Annotated in this window: 15 protein-coding genes; 7 read left to right on the forward strand and 8 right to left on the reverse strand. The window is 69.1% G+C overall.

Features of this window, described 5'->3' with window-relative positions; all coding sequences use genetic code 11:
* Nucleotides 1–6: 6 nt before the first annotated feature.
* Nucleotides 7–1,029 carry an AvrD family protein gene (locus ACL9RL_RS02705; protein WP_422778671.1) on the reverse strand — a complete coding sequence of 341 codons (1,023 nt, stop codon included), beginning with the start codon at nucleotides 1,027–1,029 and terminating at the stop codon, nucleotides 7–9.
* A 447-nt stretch (nucleotides 1,030–1,476) separates the two neighbouring features.
* Between ACL9RL_RS02705 and ACL9RL_RS02710 the strand changes: the two genes are divergently transcribed.
* Nucleotides 1,477–1,833, forward strand: a complete 357-nt coding sequence (locus tag ACL9RL_RS02710; RefSeq protein ID WP_422778672.1) for a hypothetical protein — start codon at nucleotides 1,477–1,479, stop codon at nucleotides 1,831–1,833.
* 29 nt (nucleotides 1,834–1,862) lie between these two features.
* Here the strand turns inward: ACL9RL_RS02710 and ACL9RL_RS02715 are convergent, their stop codons facing one another.
* Nucleotides 1,863–2,534 (reverse strand): response regulator, encoded by a 672-nt coding sequence (locus ACL9RL_RS02715; RefSeq protein ID WP_422778673.1) that lies wholly within the window; start codon nucleotides 2,532–2,534, stop codon nucleotides 1,863–1,865.
* Entirely contained in the window at nucleotides 2,531–4,282 is a 1,752-nt protein-coding gene (locus ACL9RL_RS02720) for an ATP-binding protein (RefSeq protein WP_422778674.1), read from the reverse strand. The genes ACL9RL_RS02715 and ACL9RL_RS02720 overlap by 4 nt, the downstream gene beginning before the upstream one ends.
* Before the next feature lie 144 nt (nucleotides 4,283–4,426).
* On the opposite strand from ACL9RL_RS02720, the gene ACL9RL_RS02725 reads away from it, so the two are divergent.
* Nucleotides 4,427–5,929: a CitMHS family transporter gene (locus tag ACL9RL_RS02725; protein WP_422778695.1), complete on the forward strand. Its 1,503-nt coding sequence runs from the start codon at nucleotides 4,427–4,429 to the stop codon at nucleotides 5,927–5,929.
* Between the two features lie 19 nt (nucleotides 5,930–5,948).
* On the opposite strand, the gene ACL9RL_RS02730 is transcribed toward ACL9RL_RS02725, so the two are convergent.
* Nucleotides 5,949–6,431 carry a LysM peptidoglycan-binding domain-containing protein gene (locus ACL9RL_RS02730; RefSeq protein WP_422778675.1) on the reverse strand — a complete coding sequence of 161 codons (483 nt, stop codon included), beginning with the start codon at nucleotides 6,429–6,431 and terminating at the stop codon, nucleotides 5,949–5,951.
* 242 nt (nucleotides 6,432–6,673) lie between these two features.
* On the opposite strand from ACL9RL_RS02730, the gene ACL9RL_RS02735 reads away from it, so the two are divergent.
* A complete protein-coding gene (locus ACL9RL_RS02735; protein WP_422778676.1) occupies nucleotides 6,674–7,672 on the forward strand; it encodes a Gfo/Idh/MocA family protein in 999 nt (332 codons plus the stop codon).
* On the opposite strand, the gene ACL9RL_RS02740 is transcribed toward ACL9RL_RS02735, so the two are convergent.
* Entirely contained in the window at nucleotides 7,635–8,840 is a 1,206-nt protein-coding gene (locus tag ACL9RL_RS02740) for a glycosyltransferase family 4 protein (protein ID WP_422778677.1), read from the reverse strand. The two genes, ACL9RL_RS02735 and ACL9RL_RS02740, sit on opposite strands and share 38 nt — an antisense overlap.
* A gap of 184 nt (nucleotides 8,841–9,024) precedes the next feature.
* On the opposite strand from ACL9RL_RS02740, the gene ACL9RL_RS02745 reads away from it, so the two are divergent.
* From ACL9RL_RS02745 to ACL9RL_RS02755, 3 genes are all read left to right on the forward strand, one after another.
* Nucleotides 9,025–10,236 (forward strand): ROK family transcriptional regulator, encoded by a 1,212-nt coding sequence (locus ACL9RL_RS02745; RefSeq protein ID WP_422778678.1) that lies wholly within the window; start codon nucleotides 9,025–9,027, stop codon nucleotides 10,234–10,236.
* A gap of 159 nt (nucleotides 10,237–10,395) precedes the next feature.
* Nucleotides 10,396–14,115, forward strand: coding sequence for an AAA family ATPase (locus ACL9RL_RS02750; RefSeq protein ID WP_422778679.1), 3,720 nt, complete (start codon nucleotides 10,396–10,398; stop codon nucleotides 14,113–14,115).
* Nucleotides 14,115–14,390, forward strand: a complete 276-nt coding sequence (locus ACL9RL_RS02755) for a hypothetical protein (RefSeq protein WP_422778680.1) — start codon at nucleotides 14,115–14,117, stop codon at nucleotides 14,388–14,390. Before ACL9RL_RS02750 ends, ACL9RL_RS02755 begins: the two co-directional genes overlap by 1 nt.
* A gap of 221 nt (nucleotides 14,391–14,611) precedes the next feature.
* Here the strand turns inward: ACL9RL_RS02755 and mscL are convergent, their stop codons facing one another.
* Genes mscL through ACL9RL_RS02770 form a run of 3 tightly spaced genes read right to left on the reverse strand, consistent with a single transcriptional unit; the run spans nucleotide 14,612 to nucleotide 16,090 of the window.
* Nucleotides 14,612–15,058 (reverse strand): large conductance mechanosensitive channel protein MscL, encoded by a 447-nt coding sequence (mscL, locus tag ACL9RL_RS02760; RefSeq protein ID WP_422778681.1) that lies wholly within the window; start codon nucleotides 15,056–15,058, stop codon nucleotides 14,612–14,614.
* A gap of 51 nt (nucleotides 15,059–15,109) precedes the next feature.
* Complete coding sequence (locus ACL9RL_RS02765) at nucleotides 15,110–15,445, reverse strand: FmdB family zinc ribbon protein (RefSeq protein ID WP_422778682.1); 336 nt, start codon at nucleotides 15,443–15,445, stop codon at nucleotides 15,110–15,112.
* 45 nt (nucleotides 15,446–15,490) lie between these two features.
* A complete protein-coding gene (locus tag ACL9RL_RS02770) occupies nucleotides 15,491–16,090 on the reverse strand; it encodes a 5-formyltetrahydrofolate cyclo-ligase (RefSeq protein WP_422778683.1) in 600 nt (199 codons plus the stop codon).
* Between the two features lie 150 nt (nucleotides 16,091–16,240).
* Here ACL9RL_RS02770 and galU point away from each other — a divergent pair, with 150 nt between their 5' ends.
* The gene (galU, locus tag ACL9RL_RS02775; protein ID WP_422778684.1) at nucleotides 16,241–17,134 is read left to right on the forward strand and encodes a UTP--glucose-1-phosphate uridylyltransferase GalU; all 894 of its coding nucleotides are present in this window, start codon (nucleotides 16,241–16,243) and stop codon (nucleotides 17,132–17,134) included.
* The last annotated feature ends 134 nt before the right edge of the window (nucleotides 17,135–17,268 follow it).

Below are 17,268 nucleotides of genomic sequence, written 5' to 3' on the forward strand. Positions count from 1 at the left end.
CTCCGATCACGCAGGTCCGGCGTCGAGATACGCCAACGAGGACTCGATGTGCACACCGAACAGGTCGTCGATGACGACGTCGACGGTGCGGACCGATCCTCCGTCGCGGGCGAACGAGCGCCGCTGACTCACCCGCAGGGTCGAATCGACGCTCGCCGCCGCGAACTGCGCCGGCGGCTCGGCGATGATCGTGGCGCGCCGCATCCAGAGGTTCGCGGTCGTGTCGCGGTCGACCCCGTCGGTCGCGTAGATGAGGACCTGGGCCATCTGCCCGGCGAGGACGAGACGGTCGATCATGCCGACGATCGGATCGTGTGCTGATTCGAGGGCGGCGTCGTCGCGCAGCATCGGGTCGGCGACCGCGTGGTGGGTGCAGGCGACGAGCTGATCCTCGATGGAGAGCCGGGTGATGGTCGAGGTGTGCGTCGTGCCGCGGTAGGCGGTCGACGGCCGTCCGTCGGTGAACGAGGTCGGGCGCGAGGTGTCGGGGGACTCCGGGACTGGGTGCCGCACAACGAGCGCGACCTGGAAGGTGCCGATCCTGCACTGCAGCGTGGTCTGCAGGGGCGTGCCGACGGCATCGTCCTGGACCTCGCCCGTGTCGGTGCGGGTGATCGAGAGCGGTACCTCGGAGGTGGACTCGAGTGGTTTCGCGCCCGCGCGCACGTCGATGCGCTCGATCCATGCGCGACGCACCTCGGCCGGGGACAGGCCGATGAGGGACTGGAGGGCGCGTTCTGCCGCATGTCCGGCCAGGACGGTCGCATCGACGGTGCTCGCGTGCGGCTTCCGTTCGGATGAAGCCTTGCTCGACCAGTCGGAGGCGTAGTCGATGGCGGCGACTCCAGTGAGCGTGTCGTCATCGGTGCGGGCGAGGACCGGGACACGGTATTCCGTCTTGCGGTAGCCGGCGCCGAAGTACCGTCGATGCGATGGGCCCAGTCGGCGTTCGAAGTCATCGTGGGGCGTCGGGTACATGGGGATGCGTTCGGATTCGTCCCCGATTGGACGGTCGATGGCCATGGTCATGGTGAGTCCCTCTCCGGCTCGGTGAGCCACAGGCCAAGCCTGACGCATCGCCAAGGTGTGCGACCTACTATGTGCGTCATGTGTCGCTTAATTGAGCGTTCTGTGTCGTTCCGCGGATTTCCGGTGCGCGGAATTGGACAGTTTGTGTAACGAATAATGTCCATCAGGCAACGAGCGCTGGGTAAACCGCTCGCGATGCCGTATGGTAAGTCGGGTGATTGACTCACTTTGATCGGTCTGGGGGCCAAGAGCTCTGACGCGCGCAGGGGAGCGCTCGTCGAGACACCGGCGGAGTAGAGAATCACGGGCTGGGCGATGTCATGGGGGGATCGCCCAGCCAATTCCCCTCCCGTTGTGGGATCACCGTCGATCCGCAGCGGCGAGGTCATCCGCCTGGCGACGCCGAGGATGCTCGCATCGGGGGCCGCACGATGAGAGGATCATCGCATGAGCCGTCTGGAACCGGAGATCGAACGGGCCGTCGCAGCCCTGGCCAAACGTCGGGCACGAGAGCTCGCGACCGGGAAGCCGACCGAGGGTGATCGGGCCATCGCGAGACTGCTCGTCCTGCGGGATGTGCGGGACGCGGTCGTCAAGGAGGAGCTGCCGCGCGCGACGAAGGACGCGCGAGAACTGCGGATCCAGTTCAAGACGCTGCAGGCCGCGCTCGGCCACGCTTCGCCGACCACTATCCAGATGTGGGCGAAGATGGCCGAGGAACTCTCCGACGCGGAGGCGGAGCCGGGCGCGGACACGGACACTGACGCGGCATCTCAGCCGCTCGCGGCCAATTCCGAGCGCTGAGCCGGAGTCAGCCCGGAGTCTGCCCCGAGTCAGCCCGGTGTCGGGCCGTAGCGGTGCTCGGGACGCCCGGTCGTCCCGTACTGCAGTTGCACGCGGATGAGCCCGTTCGTGGTGAGGCCGGCCAGATATCGCTGCGCCGTTGCGCGTGAGACGCCGACGAGCTCGGCCACGTCGATCGCCGAGAGGTCGGCGACGGCACCGGACACCGCCTCGTAGATGGTCTGCTCCGTCGCGGAGCGGGACGTCGCACCGCCTCTCGCGTCGCCGGAATGGAGCACGCGGAGCGCCCGCTCGACCGCCTCCTGGTCGTGCGTCGCGCCCTCATCGAGGATGTTGCGGTACCGGGCGTAGGCGCCGAGGCGATCGGTGAGCAGCGTCGCCGAGAACGGCTTGACGAGGTAGGAGAGCGCTCCGTTGCGGATGGCGCGGCGGATCGTTGCGCCATCGGTCGCCGCGCTGACCACAAACGCGTCCGCGTCGATCTCACGCAGCACGTCGAGCCCGCTGCGGTCGGGGAGGTACACGTCGAGGAGCACGAGGTCCGGCTTGTCCCTGGCGATCGCGGCGATCGCCTCCGCAGCGGTCCCGACCGGCTGCAGGGCGCGGAACCCTGGACGGGAGTCGACGTACTCGCGATGCAGGCGCGCCACATGGAAGTCGTCGTCGACGACGAGCACACGCAGATCGTTCGCCGCCGTCATCGTTCGTCCTCCGGACCGAGCGGCTCGATGACCCCGGGCAGCCGCGCGCAGAAGACGGCTCCGTGGGCGCGGGGCTCGTCGACGCCCGACTTCGGTGAGGCGAGCCAGACGTCCCCACCCCGGCGTCTGGCGATCTCACGCGAGAGCGGCAGGCCGAGCCCGAGGCCGCGGATCCGTCCGGTGTCCGTCTCTGCGTCCGCGTCGGCGCCCCCGCGTCCGCCGGCACCAGAACCAGCACCCGGCTCGCGACCGGCCGCACCGTGACCCGTACCGTCATCGACCCCGTCACCGGAGTCCATCACCGAGAGATGCAGCTCCGACCCGTGGTCGAGCACCTCGACCTCGACCCAGGCCGGTTTCGTCCGGCCATCGACCGCGGCCGTGATCGCATTGTCGATGAGGTTCCCGAGCACCGTCGTCACGTCCTCAGGATCGCACAGCGACCCGGTGACGAGCGTCTCCGACCCGAGCGTCAGGAGCACACCGCGCTCCGCCGCCTCGACGCCCTTTGCACCGATGAACGCCTGCAGATACGGCTCGGTGAGCCGGTCCGCGTGCTCGACCGGGTACTTGAGCGGGCCGTGGTCGAGGACGTTCGCGAGGTAGCTCCTGGCCTCGGCGTCCTGTCCGATCTCCAGCAGGCCGGCGATGGTGTGCAGCCGGTTGGCGAACTCGTGGCGTTGCGCCCGGAGCGCCGTGGTCATCGCTGCGACGGCGTCGAGTCGTCTGGTGAGCGCCTCGACATCGGTGCGGTCGCGTGCGACGAGCACCCGCCCGAGCGGGACGCCGTCATGGGACACGGTCCGGACGTCGACGAAGAGGACCCGTTGTCCGACGACGAGCTGGAGGGGTTCCGCGGTGTCCTCCCGGCCGGCCACGAGCTCGCGGAGGGCTGTGGGGAGCCCGAGGTCGTCGAAGTCCAGTCCCACGCAGTCGCCGACGTCGAACAGGCCCGCCGCCTGGTCGTTGCAGACCGTCACGACGCCGGTGGGCGACACCGCGAGCACCCCTTCGCCGACGCCGCTCAGCACGGCGGCCTGATTCTGCACGAGGGCAGCGAGCTCCTCCGGCTGCAGCCCGAGCGTCAGACGGCTGAGGCGCCGCCGGATGAGCACGGAGGCGAGCAGTCCGATGGCGAGGGCCGCGACCACCCCGACGACGACGGGGACCACATCCCGCACGACGTCCTCGAAGACGCGTTGCGGGGCGAACCCGACGCTGATCTCGCCCACCACGTCCGCTGGCAGGTTCCCGGTCGATCCCGCCGCGTAGACGGGCACCTTCGCCCGTGCGGACGGCCCGAGGGTCCCCGTCTCCCATGACACCGTCTCCTCACCGCGGAGTGCGGCGTCCGGGCTGGTGCTCACCCGCTTGCCGATCTCGGCCGGATCCGGGTGCGCGAGACGGATGCCCCGGTCATCGGTGATCACCACGAAGAACGCGCCCGTGCGCCGTTCGACGGCGGTCGCGATGGCGGGCAGCGGCCCTGCGACGAGAGCGGCGCCGTCCGGTTCGCCGTCGTTCTGCGACTCGGCCGTAACCTCTGCGCGGACGTCGACGTCCTCTGCAACGCTCTGCGCGATGGACAACGCGGTCGACTGCGCCTCGTGCGCGAGCCGCTGGACCCCGGCCCAGATCGAGATGGCGCTGCTGATCGCGATGACGGCCGTGACCACGAGCAGCTGCAGCAACAGCACCTGTGTGGCGAAGCGGAGGCGGGGCCGTTTCGGGGCGTCGACGTCGACCATCCCACGATCGTACGGCGTGGACACGCCCGTCCGGCGGTCGGCGGTGCGTGAGCAGAATGCGCAGAACGTGCGTCAAGCCGCTTATCCGAGCCGAACGCGGAATAGCGCGACGGCGAAGCACGGCCCTCCTAACCTGTGGAACGGATCGGCCGACCCCCTGGTCGGCGCATCCACACCCACTCAGACGAAGGAGTCGACGTGCTGGTAGTCCTCGGTTTTGCGATGATCCTCACCTTCATGGTGCTCATCATGACCAAACGGCTCACCCCGATGGTGGCCCTCATCCTCGTCCCGACGATCTTCGGGCTCTTCGCCGGCGCGGGGCTCGGCCTCGGCGACATGGTCATCGAAGCGATCGGCAACCTCGCGCCGACGGCCGCGCTGCTGATGTTCGCGATCATGTACTTCGGGATCATGATCGATGTCGGCCTGTTCGATCCGCTCGTGCGGTTCATCGTGCGGGCGCTCGGGAACGACCCGGCGAAGATCGTGCTCGGCACGGCGCTCCTCGCGGCCGCGGTCTCGCTGGACGGCGACGGCTCGACGACGTTCATCGTGACGACTGCCGCGATGCTGCCGATCTACCTCCGGCTCGGGATGAACCCGGTGGTGCTGACGTGTGTCGCCGGGCTGGCGAACGGGACGCTCAACATCGTGCCGTGGGGCGGTCCGACAGTGCGGGCCGCTTCGGCGTTGCGCGTGTCGCCGACGGAGATCTTCGTGCCGATGCTGCCGTCGCTCGCCGCCGGTCTCGTCATCGTGTTCGTGTTCGCGTGGATGCTCGGGCTGGGGGAGCGCAAGCGGATCGGTGCGCTCGGGATGCTCGACTCGCTCGACGACGGATTCGCGCACGCACCGGGGGCAGGCGTCGCTGCTGCGGCGTCCGGCGGCGGTTCGGCCGCTGCACCGCTCACCGGAGGCATGGCGACCTCCTTCGCCAGGCCGCGTCGCGGAGCACTCGCGACGCTCGTGCGGCCGGATGACACCGCGATGGCCGACACGATGCTCGACCCGGACCGTGAGACCCTGCGCCCGAAGCTCATCTGGTTCAACCTCGCCTTGACGATCGCCGTGATGGTCCTGCTCGTGATCGACGTCGTACCGCTGCCGTACGTGTTCATGGTGGGGACCGGCGTCGCGCTGCTGATCAACTTCCCGAAGCTCGCGCAGCAGTCGAAGGAGATCGTGGCGCACGCGCCGAGCATCGTCGGCGTTGTGTCGATGGTCCTCGCGGCCGGCGTCCTCATCGGCGTCCTGAACGGCACCGGCATGGTCTCGGCGATGGCGGACTGGATCGTCGCCATCATCCCGGACGCCCTCGGCCCGTTCCTCGCGGTCATCACGGGCGTGCTGAGCATCCCGATGACGTTCTTCATGAGCAACGACGCGTTCTACTTCGGGATCCTGCCGATCCTGTCCGAGAGCGCCTCGACCTTCGGCATCTCGCCGGTCGAGATGGCCAGGGCGTCGATCACCGGTCAGCCGGTGCACCTGCAGAGCCCGCTCGTGCCGGCCATCCTGCTGCTCGTGTCGCTCGCGAGCGTCAACCTGGGCGACCACCACAAGAAGGTGCTGTGGCGCGCCGCCGTGGTGTCGGTCGTGATGCTCGTGGTCGGTGTGCTCGTCGGGGCGATCCCGTTCGGCTGACCCGCGGGCGCCGAGGCGGCTACTTGGTCTTCGTCCAGTCGAGGTTGATGACGTCGCCGATGTAGATCTCGAGGCCGAGGCCGGGAATCGACGGGTTCATCCGCAGCAGCTGCTGCTGGGGCAGGTCGAAGCGCTGCGCGATCTCGAAGAAGGCGTCGCCGGAGACGACGGTGTAGGTCGACAGGTTGCCGTCGGCGTCCCTCGTGGGGGCGCCGGTCGCGCCGGGGATGGCGCCGGTGTCGTCGGCCGGCCCCTCGGGGATGGGCTCCTTGGGGGCTGCCGGGGCGTTCGGCACGAGGGGCGCGGGCTCAGGCGGCGGAGCAGGGGCTGCGGCGGGCGGCGGCGTCGGGGTGGGCGTCGGGGTCGCCGTCTCCGTCACCACGATCGTGACGGCCGGGGCCGGCGGTTCCTGGACGCACGCGCTCAGGCACACGGTCACGAGCATCGCTCCGATCGCGGTTCCGATCAGCGTTCGGGCGCGACGGCAGGCGAACGGTTTCATACAGTGGTCCCCTCCACGATGAGGCGCCGCATGGTCACGAGTAGGGCCTCATCGCATCGCGGTGCCGGACCAGCATAGAACGTCGCGGATGCCGGATCGAGGAAACGGTGCACGATGACGTCCCGCATCCGGTCCGGAGCGCGGAACCATGCACGTCTGGGCCCTGTCACGAGCCCCTATCGTGCCGGTCGGTCCCTGCCGTTCCAGTAGGCTCGAACCAGACGATTCGAAGGAGAACTCACATGACGGACGGCACCAAGCAGAACGGTTTGCGGTGGGGGATCCTCGGCCCGGGCGGCATCGCGAAGGCATTCGCCGCAGACCTCGTTCTGCACGGCTTCGACGTGCGCGCCGTCGGTTCGCGATCGCAGTCGACCGCCGACGGGTTCGCCGCCGAATACGGCGTCCCCAACGTGCACACGAGCTACGAATCGCTCGTGAACGACCCTGAGGTCGACGTCGTCTACATCGCGACTCCGCACCCGTTCCACGCCGAGCAGGCGATCCTCGCGCTGAACGCGGGGAAGCACGTCCTGATCGAGAAGCCGTTCACACTCAACGCCGCCGAGGCGCAGGCAGTCGTGGCCCTCGCAGCCGAGAAGGGCCTCGTCGTCCTGGAGGCGATGTGGTCGCGCTTCCTGCCGCACATGGACCGCATCCGCGAGATCATCGCGGCCGGCACCCTCGGCGAGCTGCGCAACGTCACGGCCGGTCACAACCAGCTGTTGTCCACCGACCCCGCCCACCGCATCAACGCGCCAGAGCTCGGCGGCGGCGCCCTCCTGGACCTCTCGGTCTACCCGATCTCCTTCGCCTCCGACCTGTTCGGCACGCCGGAGCGGATCCAGGCGTCCGGAACGCTGCAGGACGTCGGCACCGACATCGAGGTCACCACCCTCTTCACCTACGCGAACGGCGCCACCGCCGTGACGCTCGCGTCGAGCCGCGCGCCCGGTCCGAACCGCGCGTCGATCGTCGGCACGAAGGCGTGGATCGAGATCGACCGCACCTGGCAGGACCCGGCGGACTTCCGCGTGCTCGGCCCGGACGCGGAAGTCATCGAGAGCTACACCTCCGATGTCGCCGGCCGCGGCATGCAGTACCAGGCGTGGGAGCTCGAACGCATCGTCGCCTCCGGCGAGCTGAGCGGCGACCGGCTGCCGGTCGCCGAGACCATCAGCATCATGGAGACGATGGACGAGGTCAGACGTCAGATCGGCGTGCGCTACCCCGGCGAATGATCGCCTGCAGCGGGTTGCTCCGCGGCGGGATGCCGTCGCGGAGCCTCGCTGCCGCATCGTGCAGTTCGATCGCGTCGCTGTAGTGGCCGACGAGTGCGCTGCTGACGCTCTTCCACGTGCGCGGCGCGACCGCCTCCCTTGCCGCCTGCCCGAACGCGGCGCGCTTGCCGTCATCGCCCACGAGGTCCTGCACGAACGCCCGCATCTGCTCCAACCGGCCAGGTTCGTACAACCAGCCCGTGCGGCTCGAATCCACGAGGTCGACCGGGCCGCCCCGCCCCGTCGCGACCACAGGCACGCCAGAGGCCATCGCCTCCTGGATCGTCTGGCAGAAGGTCTCGGACTCTCCCGGGTGCACAAAGACGTCGAAGCCGGCCATCGCCGTCGCGAGGGCGTCGCCGTCGAGGAATCCGAGGAACACGGCATCGGGGAGTCGTTGTTCGAGCGGGGCCCTGAGCGGGCCGTCACCGACGATGACGAGTCGTGTGCCAGGCATGGAGGCGAGTGCCGCGAGGTCCTCGACCTGCTTCTCGGACGCGAGCCTGCCGACGTAGCCGATGATCCGTTCCCCGCCGGGTGCGACGACCCGCCGCCACTCCTCGTTGCGGCGCTCAGGTGAGAACCGCACGGCGTCGACGCCGCGCACCCACAGCCGCAGGCGGCCGACGCCGTGCGCTTCGAGCTGGGCCAGGGCGTCCCGCGACGGGGCGAGGGTGAGCGTCGCCCGCCGGTGGATGCGCTCGACGTGCTGCCAGAGGAACGGTTCCGCCACCGGGAAGCCGTAGCGGGCGGCGTAGGCCGGGACATCGGTCTGGTACACCGCGACGGTCGGCAGATCGAGCCGCTCCGCCGCCTGTGCACCGCGCCAGCCGAGGACGAACGGCGACGCCAGGTGCACGACGTCCGGCCGGAACCCGTTGAGGATGGCGGCGATGCGGCGCACCCCTCCGGCGGCGACCCGCACGTTCCGGTACCGGGGGAGCGCGAACGACGGCAGCCCGTCGACGCGTGCGTTCCCGTGGTGGTCCGGCGTCGCGGCCCCCGCGCCAGGTGCGATCACCACGACGTCGTCGCCTCGATCGGAGAGGTGTTCCATGACCCGCAGCAGGGAGTGGGTGACGCCGTTCATCTGCGGAAGAAACGACTCGGCCACGATTGCGATCCTCACATCACCATGGTCCTGCAGCTCGTGCGGCCCAGGGGTGCTGTGCAGGGGACGCGTCGGTGACCATCCGGTGACGGCCTGGTGGACGGCGCCGCCGCTGGAACTGCGGAACCCGCGGGATCCGGTGCGGACGGGCCGGAACCGCTGGGAGCGGCATCGATGATGGGAAGCCTGCTTTACTTATCCCATGAGTGTCGGTGGAATCGCAGGAGGGGACGGCGCGCACGACCGTCTGGACTCCTTCTCCTACGCTCCCGGCCGCAGGCTCCGCCCGAGCGCGAAGGTCCTGCCGGAGCACGCGAGGGGTCACAACCGTGCGCTCGTGATGCAGACCCTCTTCGCAAGCGGGGCGATGAGCCGGGCGGACATCGCGCGGGCGACCGGGCTCACCCGGGTGAGCATCTCCGACCTCGTCGCATCGCTCATCGCCGACAACCTCATCGTCGAAGTCGGAGTCCGGGAGTCGACCAGGCCGGGGAAGCCGGCCACCCTCATCGACATCAACCGGGACGAATTCCAGATCGTCGGACTCGACCTCTCCGACACACGATCGTTCCGCGGGGCGATCCTCACCCTCGACGGTGAGATCGTGCTCGCCCGCGAGGTCGCACTCGACGGGGCGAAAGGCGAGGACGCGATCGCGAAGGCCGTTGCGCTCGCCGAGGAACTGCTCGACCTGACGAGCGTCGAGGTCCTTGGCGTCGGCGTCGGCTCACCCGGTGTCGTCGATGTCGCCGGGTACGTCCGCAGTGCGCCGAACCTCGACTGGACGGACGTCGACCTGCAGGGCGCCATCGAACACGTCGCCCAGGTCCCCGTCCTCGTCGCCAACGACGCCAACGCGGCCGTGCTCGCCGAATACTCCTTCGGCGGCGGCGCCGGAGATCTGATGCTCGTCAAGGTCAGCCAGGGCGTCGGCGCCGGACTGCTCGTCGGCGGGCAGCTGATGTTCGGCAGCCGGTTCGCCGCCGGCGAGATCGGGCACGTCGTCGTCGGGACGGACGGCGGACCGCCGTGCGCGTGCGGCAAACGCGGCTGCCTCGAAGCCTGGCTCGCCGTCCCGCACCTGCGTGAACTCATCGACGCGGTCGACGCCGCTGACCTCCCGGAGGCGGAGGCCGAGCAGCGACGCGCCGACATCCTCGCCGCGGCCGGGCAACGCCTCGGGATCTCGCTCGCGGCGATCGTCGGAGCGCTCAACCTGTCCGAGATCGTCCTGAGCGGACCCGAGGACCTCCTCGGCGGCGTCCTCATGGACAGCGCCGTCGCGACCGTGCAAGCGCGCACGATGACGGAATTCCACGGCGGCGTGGTGCTCCGCATGACCGAGCAGGGCAGCGACATCGTGCTCAGGGGAACCGCGGTGATGGTCCTCTCCGGGCTCCTCGGTGTGTCCTAGGACCGGCCGATCAGACCCCCGATCCGCGCGTTCACGACGCTCTGACCCGGATTCGGGGGCCAAGTCCACGAAAACCCGCGACGATTGCGGGGTATTCGGCGTGTTGGCGTCTATGGTGCAAGTGTGTGGCGGTTGGAGAAGAGACGGGATGACGGCAACGTGACGTCTGGGTTCGAACGCGTGCAGGAGGACATCGACCTGCAGAACGGCGAGGTCGCCGCTGCGGCCGGCGCCGTGGACACTGCGCTCGCCGAATGGCGTCATCAGTTGCAACAGGTCGGTGGTCCATCACCGCTCCTGCACTTCGTGGACGCCCCGAGCACCCGTGTCGAGCTGAGCTCGACGCACCCGGGCGGCCTGCCGCAGTTCATCTCCGGCAAGTCGACCCTCCTCTCGAACCTCATCCGCGACGAGATCGCGCTCCGCGCGGCCAAGCGTGCGGCCGACCGCATCACGACGAAGGGCATCGAGCTCTCGACCGTCCGCGGAATCGATGCCGTGCACCTCGCCGTCGGACTCGCCCAGTGGAAGCACGGCGACGAGGACTTCTGCGCTCCCGTCCTGCTCCGGCCACTCGCCATCCGTCGGTACGGCCGCGACTTCGAGGTCAAGCTGCGCGGCAACACCTACGCCAACCCGGAACTCGTGCGGGCGCTCCGCGAGCAGTTCGGCATCATCTTCGATCCGGAGGAGTTCGTCGCGCTGAGCGAGTCAGGCGGCGTCTTCAAGCCGCAGCCCGTCATCGACAAGCTGCGGATGCTCACCTCCGGCCTCGACTGGTTCAGCGTGCAGCCGCGACTCGTGGTCTCCTCCTTCGGCACGGTCGGGCACTCCCTGCTCGAGGACGCGGTCAAGCTCGATCACCCGATCCTCGATGCCGCAGCCGGCGACGAGGAGGCGGCCAAGCTCGTGCGCAGCAGCTTCAAGCCCGTCGACGCCCCCGGCCAGGACGAGCGTCCGCCGTCGACCGACACGTTGCTCCTCGACGCCGACGTCGAGCAGGAGAACGTCATCGCGCAGATCGGCGCAGGCAACTCGCTCGTCGTCACGACCCTCCCAGGCACCGGCGGGACGCAGACCATCGTGAACGCCATCGGCGTCCTCGCATCGCAGCACAAGCGAGTGCTCGTCGTGAGCCCGCGGCGTTCGACGCTCGACGGCATCAGGCACCGGCTGGAGAAGGTGGGCCTGCCTGGCCTGTGCGTCTCGCCCGGAAGCCTGCGTCGTGACGTCATCCAGGCGATCACCCGCAACGAGCGGGCCGTCCCGCCGCAGGTGGGCGAGGTGGACGACGCACTCGTGCGCCTGCGTCGCGTCCTGCAGGACTACCGGTCCTCCATCGCGACGACGGACCCCGATCTGGGCGTCTCCGTCATCGACGCCCTCGATGCGCTCGCGAAGCTCTCGAAGCTCCCCATCCCGCCTGGGACGCTCGTCCGCCTCGACCGCGAGTCGCTCGTGCGCCTTGCACACGGCCGCGTCCGGGAAGCCGAGGCGCTGGAAGCGGCGGCATCGCTCGGCGAGTTCAAGTACGGGCCGAGCGACTCGCCCTGGTACGGCGCGTCCTTCGACACGACCGATGGCGCCAAGGCCACCCACGAACTCGCGAAGAAGCTGCACCGCAAGGATCTCCCGCAGCTCCTGCAACGCGCGTACGACCTCATCGGGCAGACGCAGATGCGACCGTTCGAGTCGATCGACGAGCTGGGCATCTACCTGCACCTGCTCGCCGACATCCGCGAGACGCTCGACCGCTTCCAGCCGGACGTCTTCGACCGCTCGCTCGCCGATCTCATCGTCGCCACGAGCTCCCGCAAGGACTCTGCCGCGATGTCCTCCGCCAGCCGTCGCCGCCTGAAGTCCCTCGCCAAGGAGTACCTGCGGCCCGGCGCGCACGTCGCGGACATGAATGCTTCGCTGCGCCGCATCCAGCAGCAGCGCACCCTCTGGCAGCGGTACGTGACGACGGGAGCGCCGCCGGAGGTGCCCATCGGCATCGCCGAGGTCGACCAGGCGTTCCTGCGGGTCGCGGAGGACCTCGAACGCGTCGACGCACCGCTCGGCATCGCCGGCACGCCGGACCGCCTCGGACGCCTGCCCATCCCGACGCTCGTCCGCACGATCTCCGAGCTCGCGACCGAGTCCGAGGTGCTGCACAACCTGCAGGAGCGGACCGCGATCCTCGCCGGCCTCCGCGAGCAGGGCCTCGGCGAACTCATCATCGACCTCTCCGACCGCCACGTCCCGGGAAACCGCCTCGCGGACGAGTTGGAACTGTCCTGGTGGCAGTCGATGCTGGAGTACCTCCTCAACGAGGACCGCGGACTCCTCGGCGCAAACACGACCGTCGTCGAGCGCCTGGAATCCGACTTCCGCCTCGTCGACGAGGCGCACGCATCGGCTTCCGGCCAGCTCCTCGCATCGCTCCTCGCCGACACCTGGAAGATCGGCCTCGTCGATCACCCGGAGGAGGGCATGGCCCTCCGCACGCTCCTCAAGCGCGACGGCCAGGCCGGCACGGCCCAGATCTCCGCGACCGACCTCGAAACCGCCGCACCGACGCTCTCGCGGGTACTCGCACCCGTGTGGCTCGTCTCGCCGTACGATGTCCCGCGCATCCCGGAGGGCGCCGGCTTCGACACCGTGCTCCTCGTGGACGCCGGCGCGACGCTGCTGGCCGAGAACGTCGACGCCATCCGTCGGGCGCGCCAGGTCGTGGCCTTCGGCGACCCGGTGACGCAGAGCCCGTCGCCGTTCGCGATCGGTGTCGACGACGTCGACCACCCGGCAGAACCTGACGTCGACCTGGGGGAGCTGCACCGCGACTCCGCCCTCGAACGCCTGAGCGCCGTCCTGCCGACGCTCATGCTGACGCGCAGCTACCGCGCCGGCGGCGAAGACCTCGCGGAACTCGTCAACGAACGCTTCTACGGCGGACAGATCGACTCCCTGCCGTGGGCCGGATCGTTCCTCGGCCACGGCAGCCTGAGCCTCGACTACGTGCCTGGCGGCCTCGGCATGCCGGACCCGGTGACGGGCGCCATCGAGAGCGTCGACGTCGAGGTGGACCGCGTCGTCGAACTCGTGCTCGAGCACGCCTCCAACCGTCCACGCGAGTCGCTCATGGTCGTCACGGCCAGCCAGAAGCACGCCGTCCGGGTGCAGCAGGCTGTCCTGGCGGCGTTCGCGCGCCGTTCGGACCTTTCCGAGTTCCTCCTGCGTGAGCGCGCGGAGCCGTTCACGGTCCTGACGCTCGAACAGTCCGTCGCGGAGAGCCGCGACCGGGTCATCTTCTCCATCGGCTACGGCCTCACGCCGCACGGACGGGTGCTCTCCGACTTCGGCGCCCTCGGGCAGCCGGGCGGCGACCGTCTGCTCGCCGTCGGGATGACGCGCGCCAGGCGTTCGATGGTCATCGTGTCGTGCATGCGACCGGAAGACCTCGACCAGGCGCGTGTGCAGCACGGCATACTCGCGCTTGCCCGCATCCTCACCGACACGACCCGTCGTGCGGCAGCCGACCAGGCGACGCACGAGGCCGAACCGATGCTCGTCGACCTCGCCACGAGGCTGGAGACGCTCGGCATGCGCGTCGACATGGGCTACCGGGGCAAGCTCGCGCTCGTCGCGGCGTTCAACGGACGGGCCGTTGTGGTGGAGTGCGATTCGCAGCTCGCGGAGACGAGCCTGCGCGAGTCGCTCAGGCTCCGGCCGGATGTGCTGCGTCGCCTCGGCTGGCACTACGTGCGTGTGCACAGCTTCGACCTGTTCGCCGACGCGGACGCCGTCGCGAAGCGGGTCGCAGGCGTCCTGGGCCTCGTCTCCACGGAAGACCTGAACACCGCTCCCATCGCGGTCCAGGTGCCACGGCACTCCTGATGACGCCTGCAGGGCCGTCCGATGACGGTGGGCAGCAGCCTGCCGTGGAACCGGCCGTGGAAGCGGTCGTCGGGCCGGCCGTTGTGCGGGCGAAGCGGTCTCGGCGTGCGCAGCGTCCTGGGGCGCCCGGGACGGACCCGGCGCCGCAGCTGCCGAGCGGGCCGGTGAAGGCCGCGGAGGACACCGACCAGGCATGGGGTGGTGCTGCGGCTGCGAAGCCGTCGCCCGGCGGCAACGACGACGAGTTGAAGCGGAACGTTCCGCCGCACTGGTAGGGGTGCTTCGGCCGTGCTGGGGTCGGGCCCTTCGACAAGCTCAGGGACCGGGGTCGGCGGTTGGGGTGTGGGCCCTTCGACAAGCTCAGGGACCGGGTGCGGGTGGTTGGGGTGGGGCCCTTCGACAAGCTCAGGGACCGGGGCGGCGGCGGGGGGGGGGGAATGCGACAGGCTCAGGGACCGTGGTCCCTGAGCCTGTCGAAGGGTGGAACTCCCGACGCCTACCGGCCGTCGGTCGTGTCGTCGCGCGCCGGCGGCAGCGGCGAGCTCTCGCCCGTCTTCAGCAGGTCGCGGATCTCCGTGAGCAGCGACAGCTCGCTCGGAGCGGCCGGCTCGTCAGCGACGGTCGGCTTCGTCGTGATGCGCTTGAAGTGGTTCATCGGCACCACGATGACGAAGTACACCACGGCCGCCACGAGGACGAACTGGATGAGTGCGCCGAGGAACGCGCCGAATGCGACATTGGCGGTCTTGCCATCCAACGTCGGGATGGCCACGACGAACGCCGTGTTCAGACTTTCCGACTTGAACAGCGCGCCGAGGAGCGGGTTGAAGACGTTCTCGACCAGCGAGTTGACGACAGCGGTGAACGCCGCGCCGATGACGACGGCGACCGCGAGGTCGATGACGTTGCCACGGAGGACGAACTCTTTGAATCCCTTGAGCATGGGCACCTTCCGGAGGGTGTATTGGACCTGACTCCGGACAACGCTATCTGCTCAGTTGGAAGACGCACCAGTCGACGCTGGCGCGCCGCCGCTTGAGCTCGACGATCCACTGGAGCCGCTGGTCGACGCGGACGAGCTGCTGGACGAGCCGCTGCTCGAGGACGCGCTGCTGGCAGAGGAGACGGGCACAGAGGACGACTTCGATGCGCCGGCGCGGGAGTCCGTGCGGTAGAAGCCGGAGCCGTTGAACGTCACGCCGACGGCGCTGAAGAGCTTGCGCAGCTTGCCGCCGCACGACGGGCACTCGGTGAGCGAGTCGTCGGTGAACGCCTGCTGCACGTCGAAGGCATTGCCGCACTCGGTGCAGCGGTACGCGTAGGTTGGCACGTGGTTCTCCTGGGTTATGCGTCGTTCGGCTGATGCGTGCAGCGTCTAGCGACGCTGCCGAGCCGGGGTGAAATCGAGGATCCTGGTCGGGGTGACTGCCCCGCCGACCGGTTCGTCGTGCGCTTCCCTGGGCACCTGGTCGAGGATCTCGCCGTCGTAGACGATGGCGTACACGGGTGGGCACTTCTCCATGGAGCCGAGCGTCTTGTCGAAGTAGCCGCGACCCCAGCCCATGCGCAGGCCGGTCCCGTCCACGGCAGCGGCCGGGACGAGGATGAGGTCGACGTCGTTGATGGCGATGGGGCCGAGCCGTTCCCCAACGACCTCCGGCGTTCCGGCGAACCCCTCCGTCTCGACGCCGTCTTCGCCGACGGTCCAGTCGAGCAGACCGTCCGGGCGGGTGACGGGGAAGAGGATGCGGATGCCGCGATCCTGCGCCCAGCGCAGGAAGGGGCGGGTGTCGGGTTCACGCGGGGAGGAGAGGTAGCAGGCGATGGACTCCGCTCCGGTGCGCTCGACGAGTGCGCGGAGGTTGTCGGTGATGCCGATCGAGGTGCGTTCCCGCTCCGAGGACGTCATGAGTTCGCGACGTTCGCGGAGTTCAGCGCGCAGCGCGCGTTTCTCGTGCTCAGCCGGACTCGTCATGGGAGCCATTCTAAGCGCCATCGACCGTCCGGCCGCTTTCCATCACTTGTCCTTCATTGTGGTTCGCTGTACGCGAAACCCCCGAAACGAGGGCCAGGAAGCAAGAATTGCTCAGTCTGCGAGTCACATCAGAACGATAAGGTCGCTCCCATGACCTCACGAATCACAAAAGCCGTCATTCCTGCAGCGGGCCTCGGTACTCGATTCCTGCCTGCGACCAAGGCCATGCCAAAAGAGATGCTGCCCGTCGTCGACAAGCCCGCCATCCAGTACGTGGTGGAAGAAGCCGTCAACGCCGGTCTCGCCGACGTCCTCATGATCATCGGGCGCAACAAGAACGCGCTCGCCAACCACTTCGACCGTGTCACCGAACTCGAGCTCAACCTCGTGAAGAAGGGTGACACGCAGCGACTCGAGAAGGTCAACGAGTCCAACGAGCTCGCCGACATCCACTTCCTCCGCCAGGGCGACCCGAAGGGCCTCGGCCACGCGGTGCTCCGCGCCAAGCGTCACATTGGCGACGAGCCGTTCGCCGTGCTCCTCGGCGACGACCTCATCGATGCCCGCGACGTCCTCCTGGAGCGCATGCTCGAAGAGCAGGAGGGTCGCAACGCGACCATCATCGCGCTGATGGAGGTCGACCCGGACACCATCCACATGTATGGGGCGGCCGCTGTCGAGAAGACCGACGACCCCGACGTGGTCCGTGTGACCGGTCTGGTGGAGAAGCCGGCCAAGGAGGACGCCCCGTCGAACCTCGCCGTCATCGGCCGCTACGTCCTGAAGCCTGAGGTCTTCGGGATCCTCGAGCACACGGAACCCGGCAAGGGCGGCGAGATCCAGCTGACCGACGCGCTGCAGGAGATGGCGGGCGACGTCGAGGGCACTGGCGGCGTCTACGGCGTCATCTTCCGAGGCCGCCGCTACGACACGGGCGACCGTCTCGACTACATCAAGGCGATCGTGCAGCTCGCCGTCGACCGCGACGACCTCGGCCCCGACCTGCGTCCGTGGCTCAAGGACTTCTCCGCGAAGCTCGACTGACGACCGTCGACTCGCCGTGGGCGGGTCGACGAGGTCCGATGAACGGCCCGGTCCCGATCGCTCGGGGCCGGGCCGTTCCGCTTCCCCGGGTCGCTCGGGGCCGGGCCGTTCCGCTTCCCCGGGTCGCTCGGGGC

Source organism: Plantibacter sp. Mn2098 (genome assembly GCF_049319745.1).
Classification (GTDB): Bacteria; Actinomycetota; Actinomycetes; order Actinomycetales; family Microbacteriaceae; genus Plantibacter.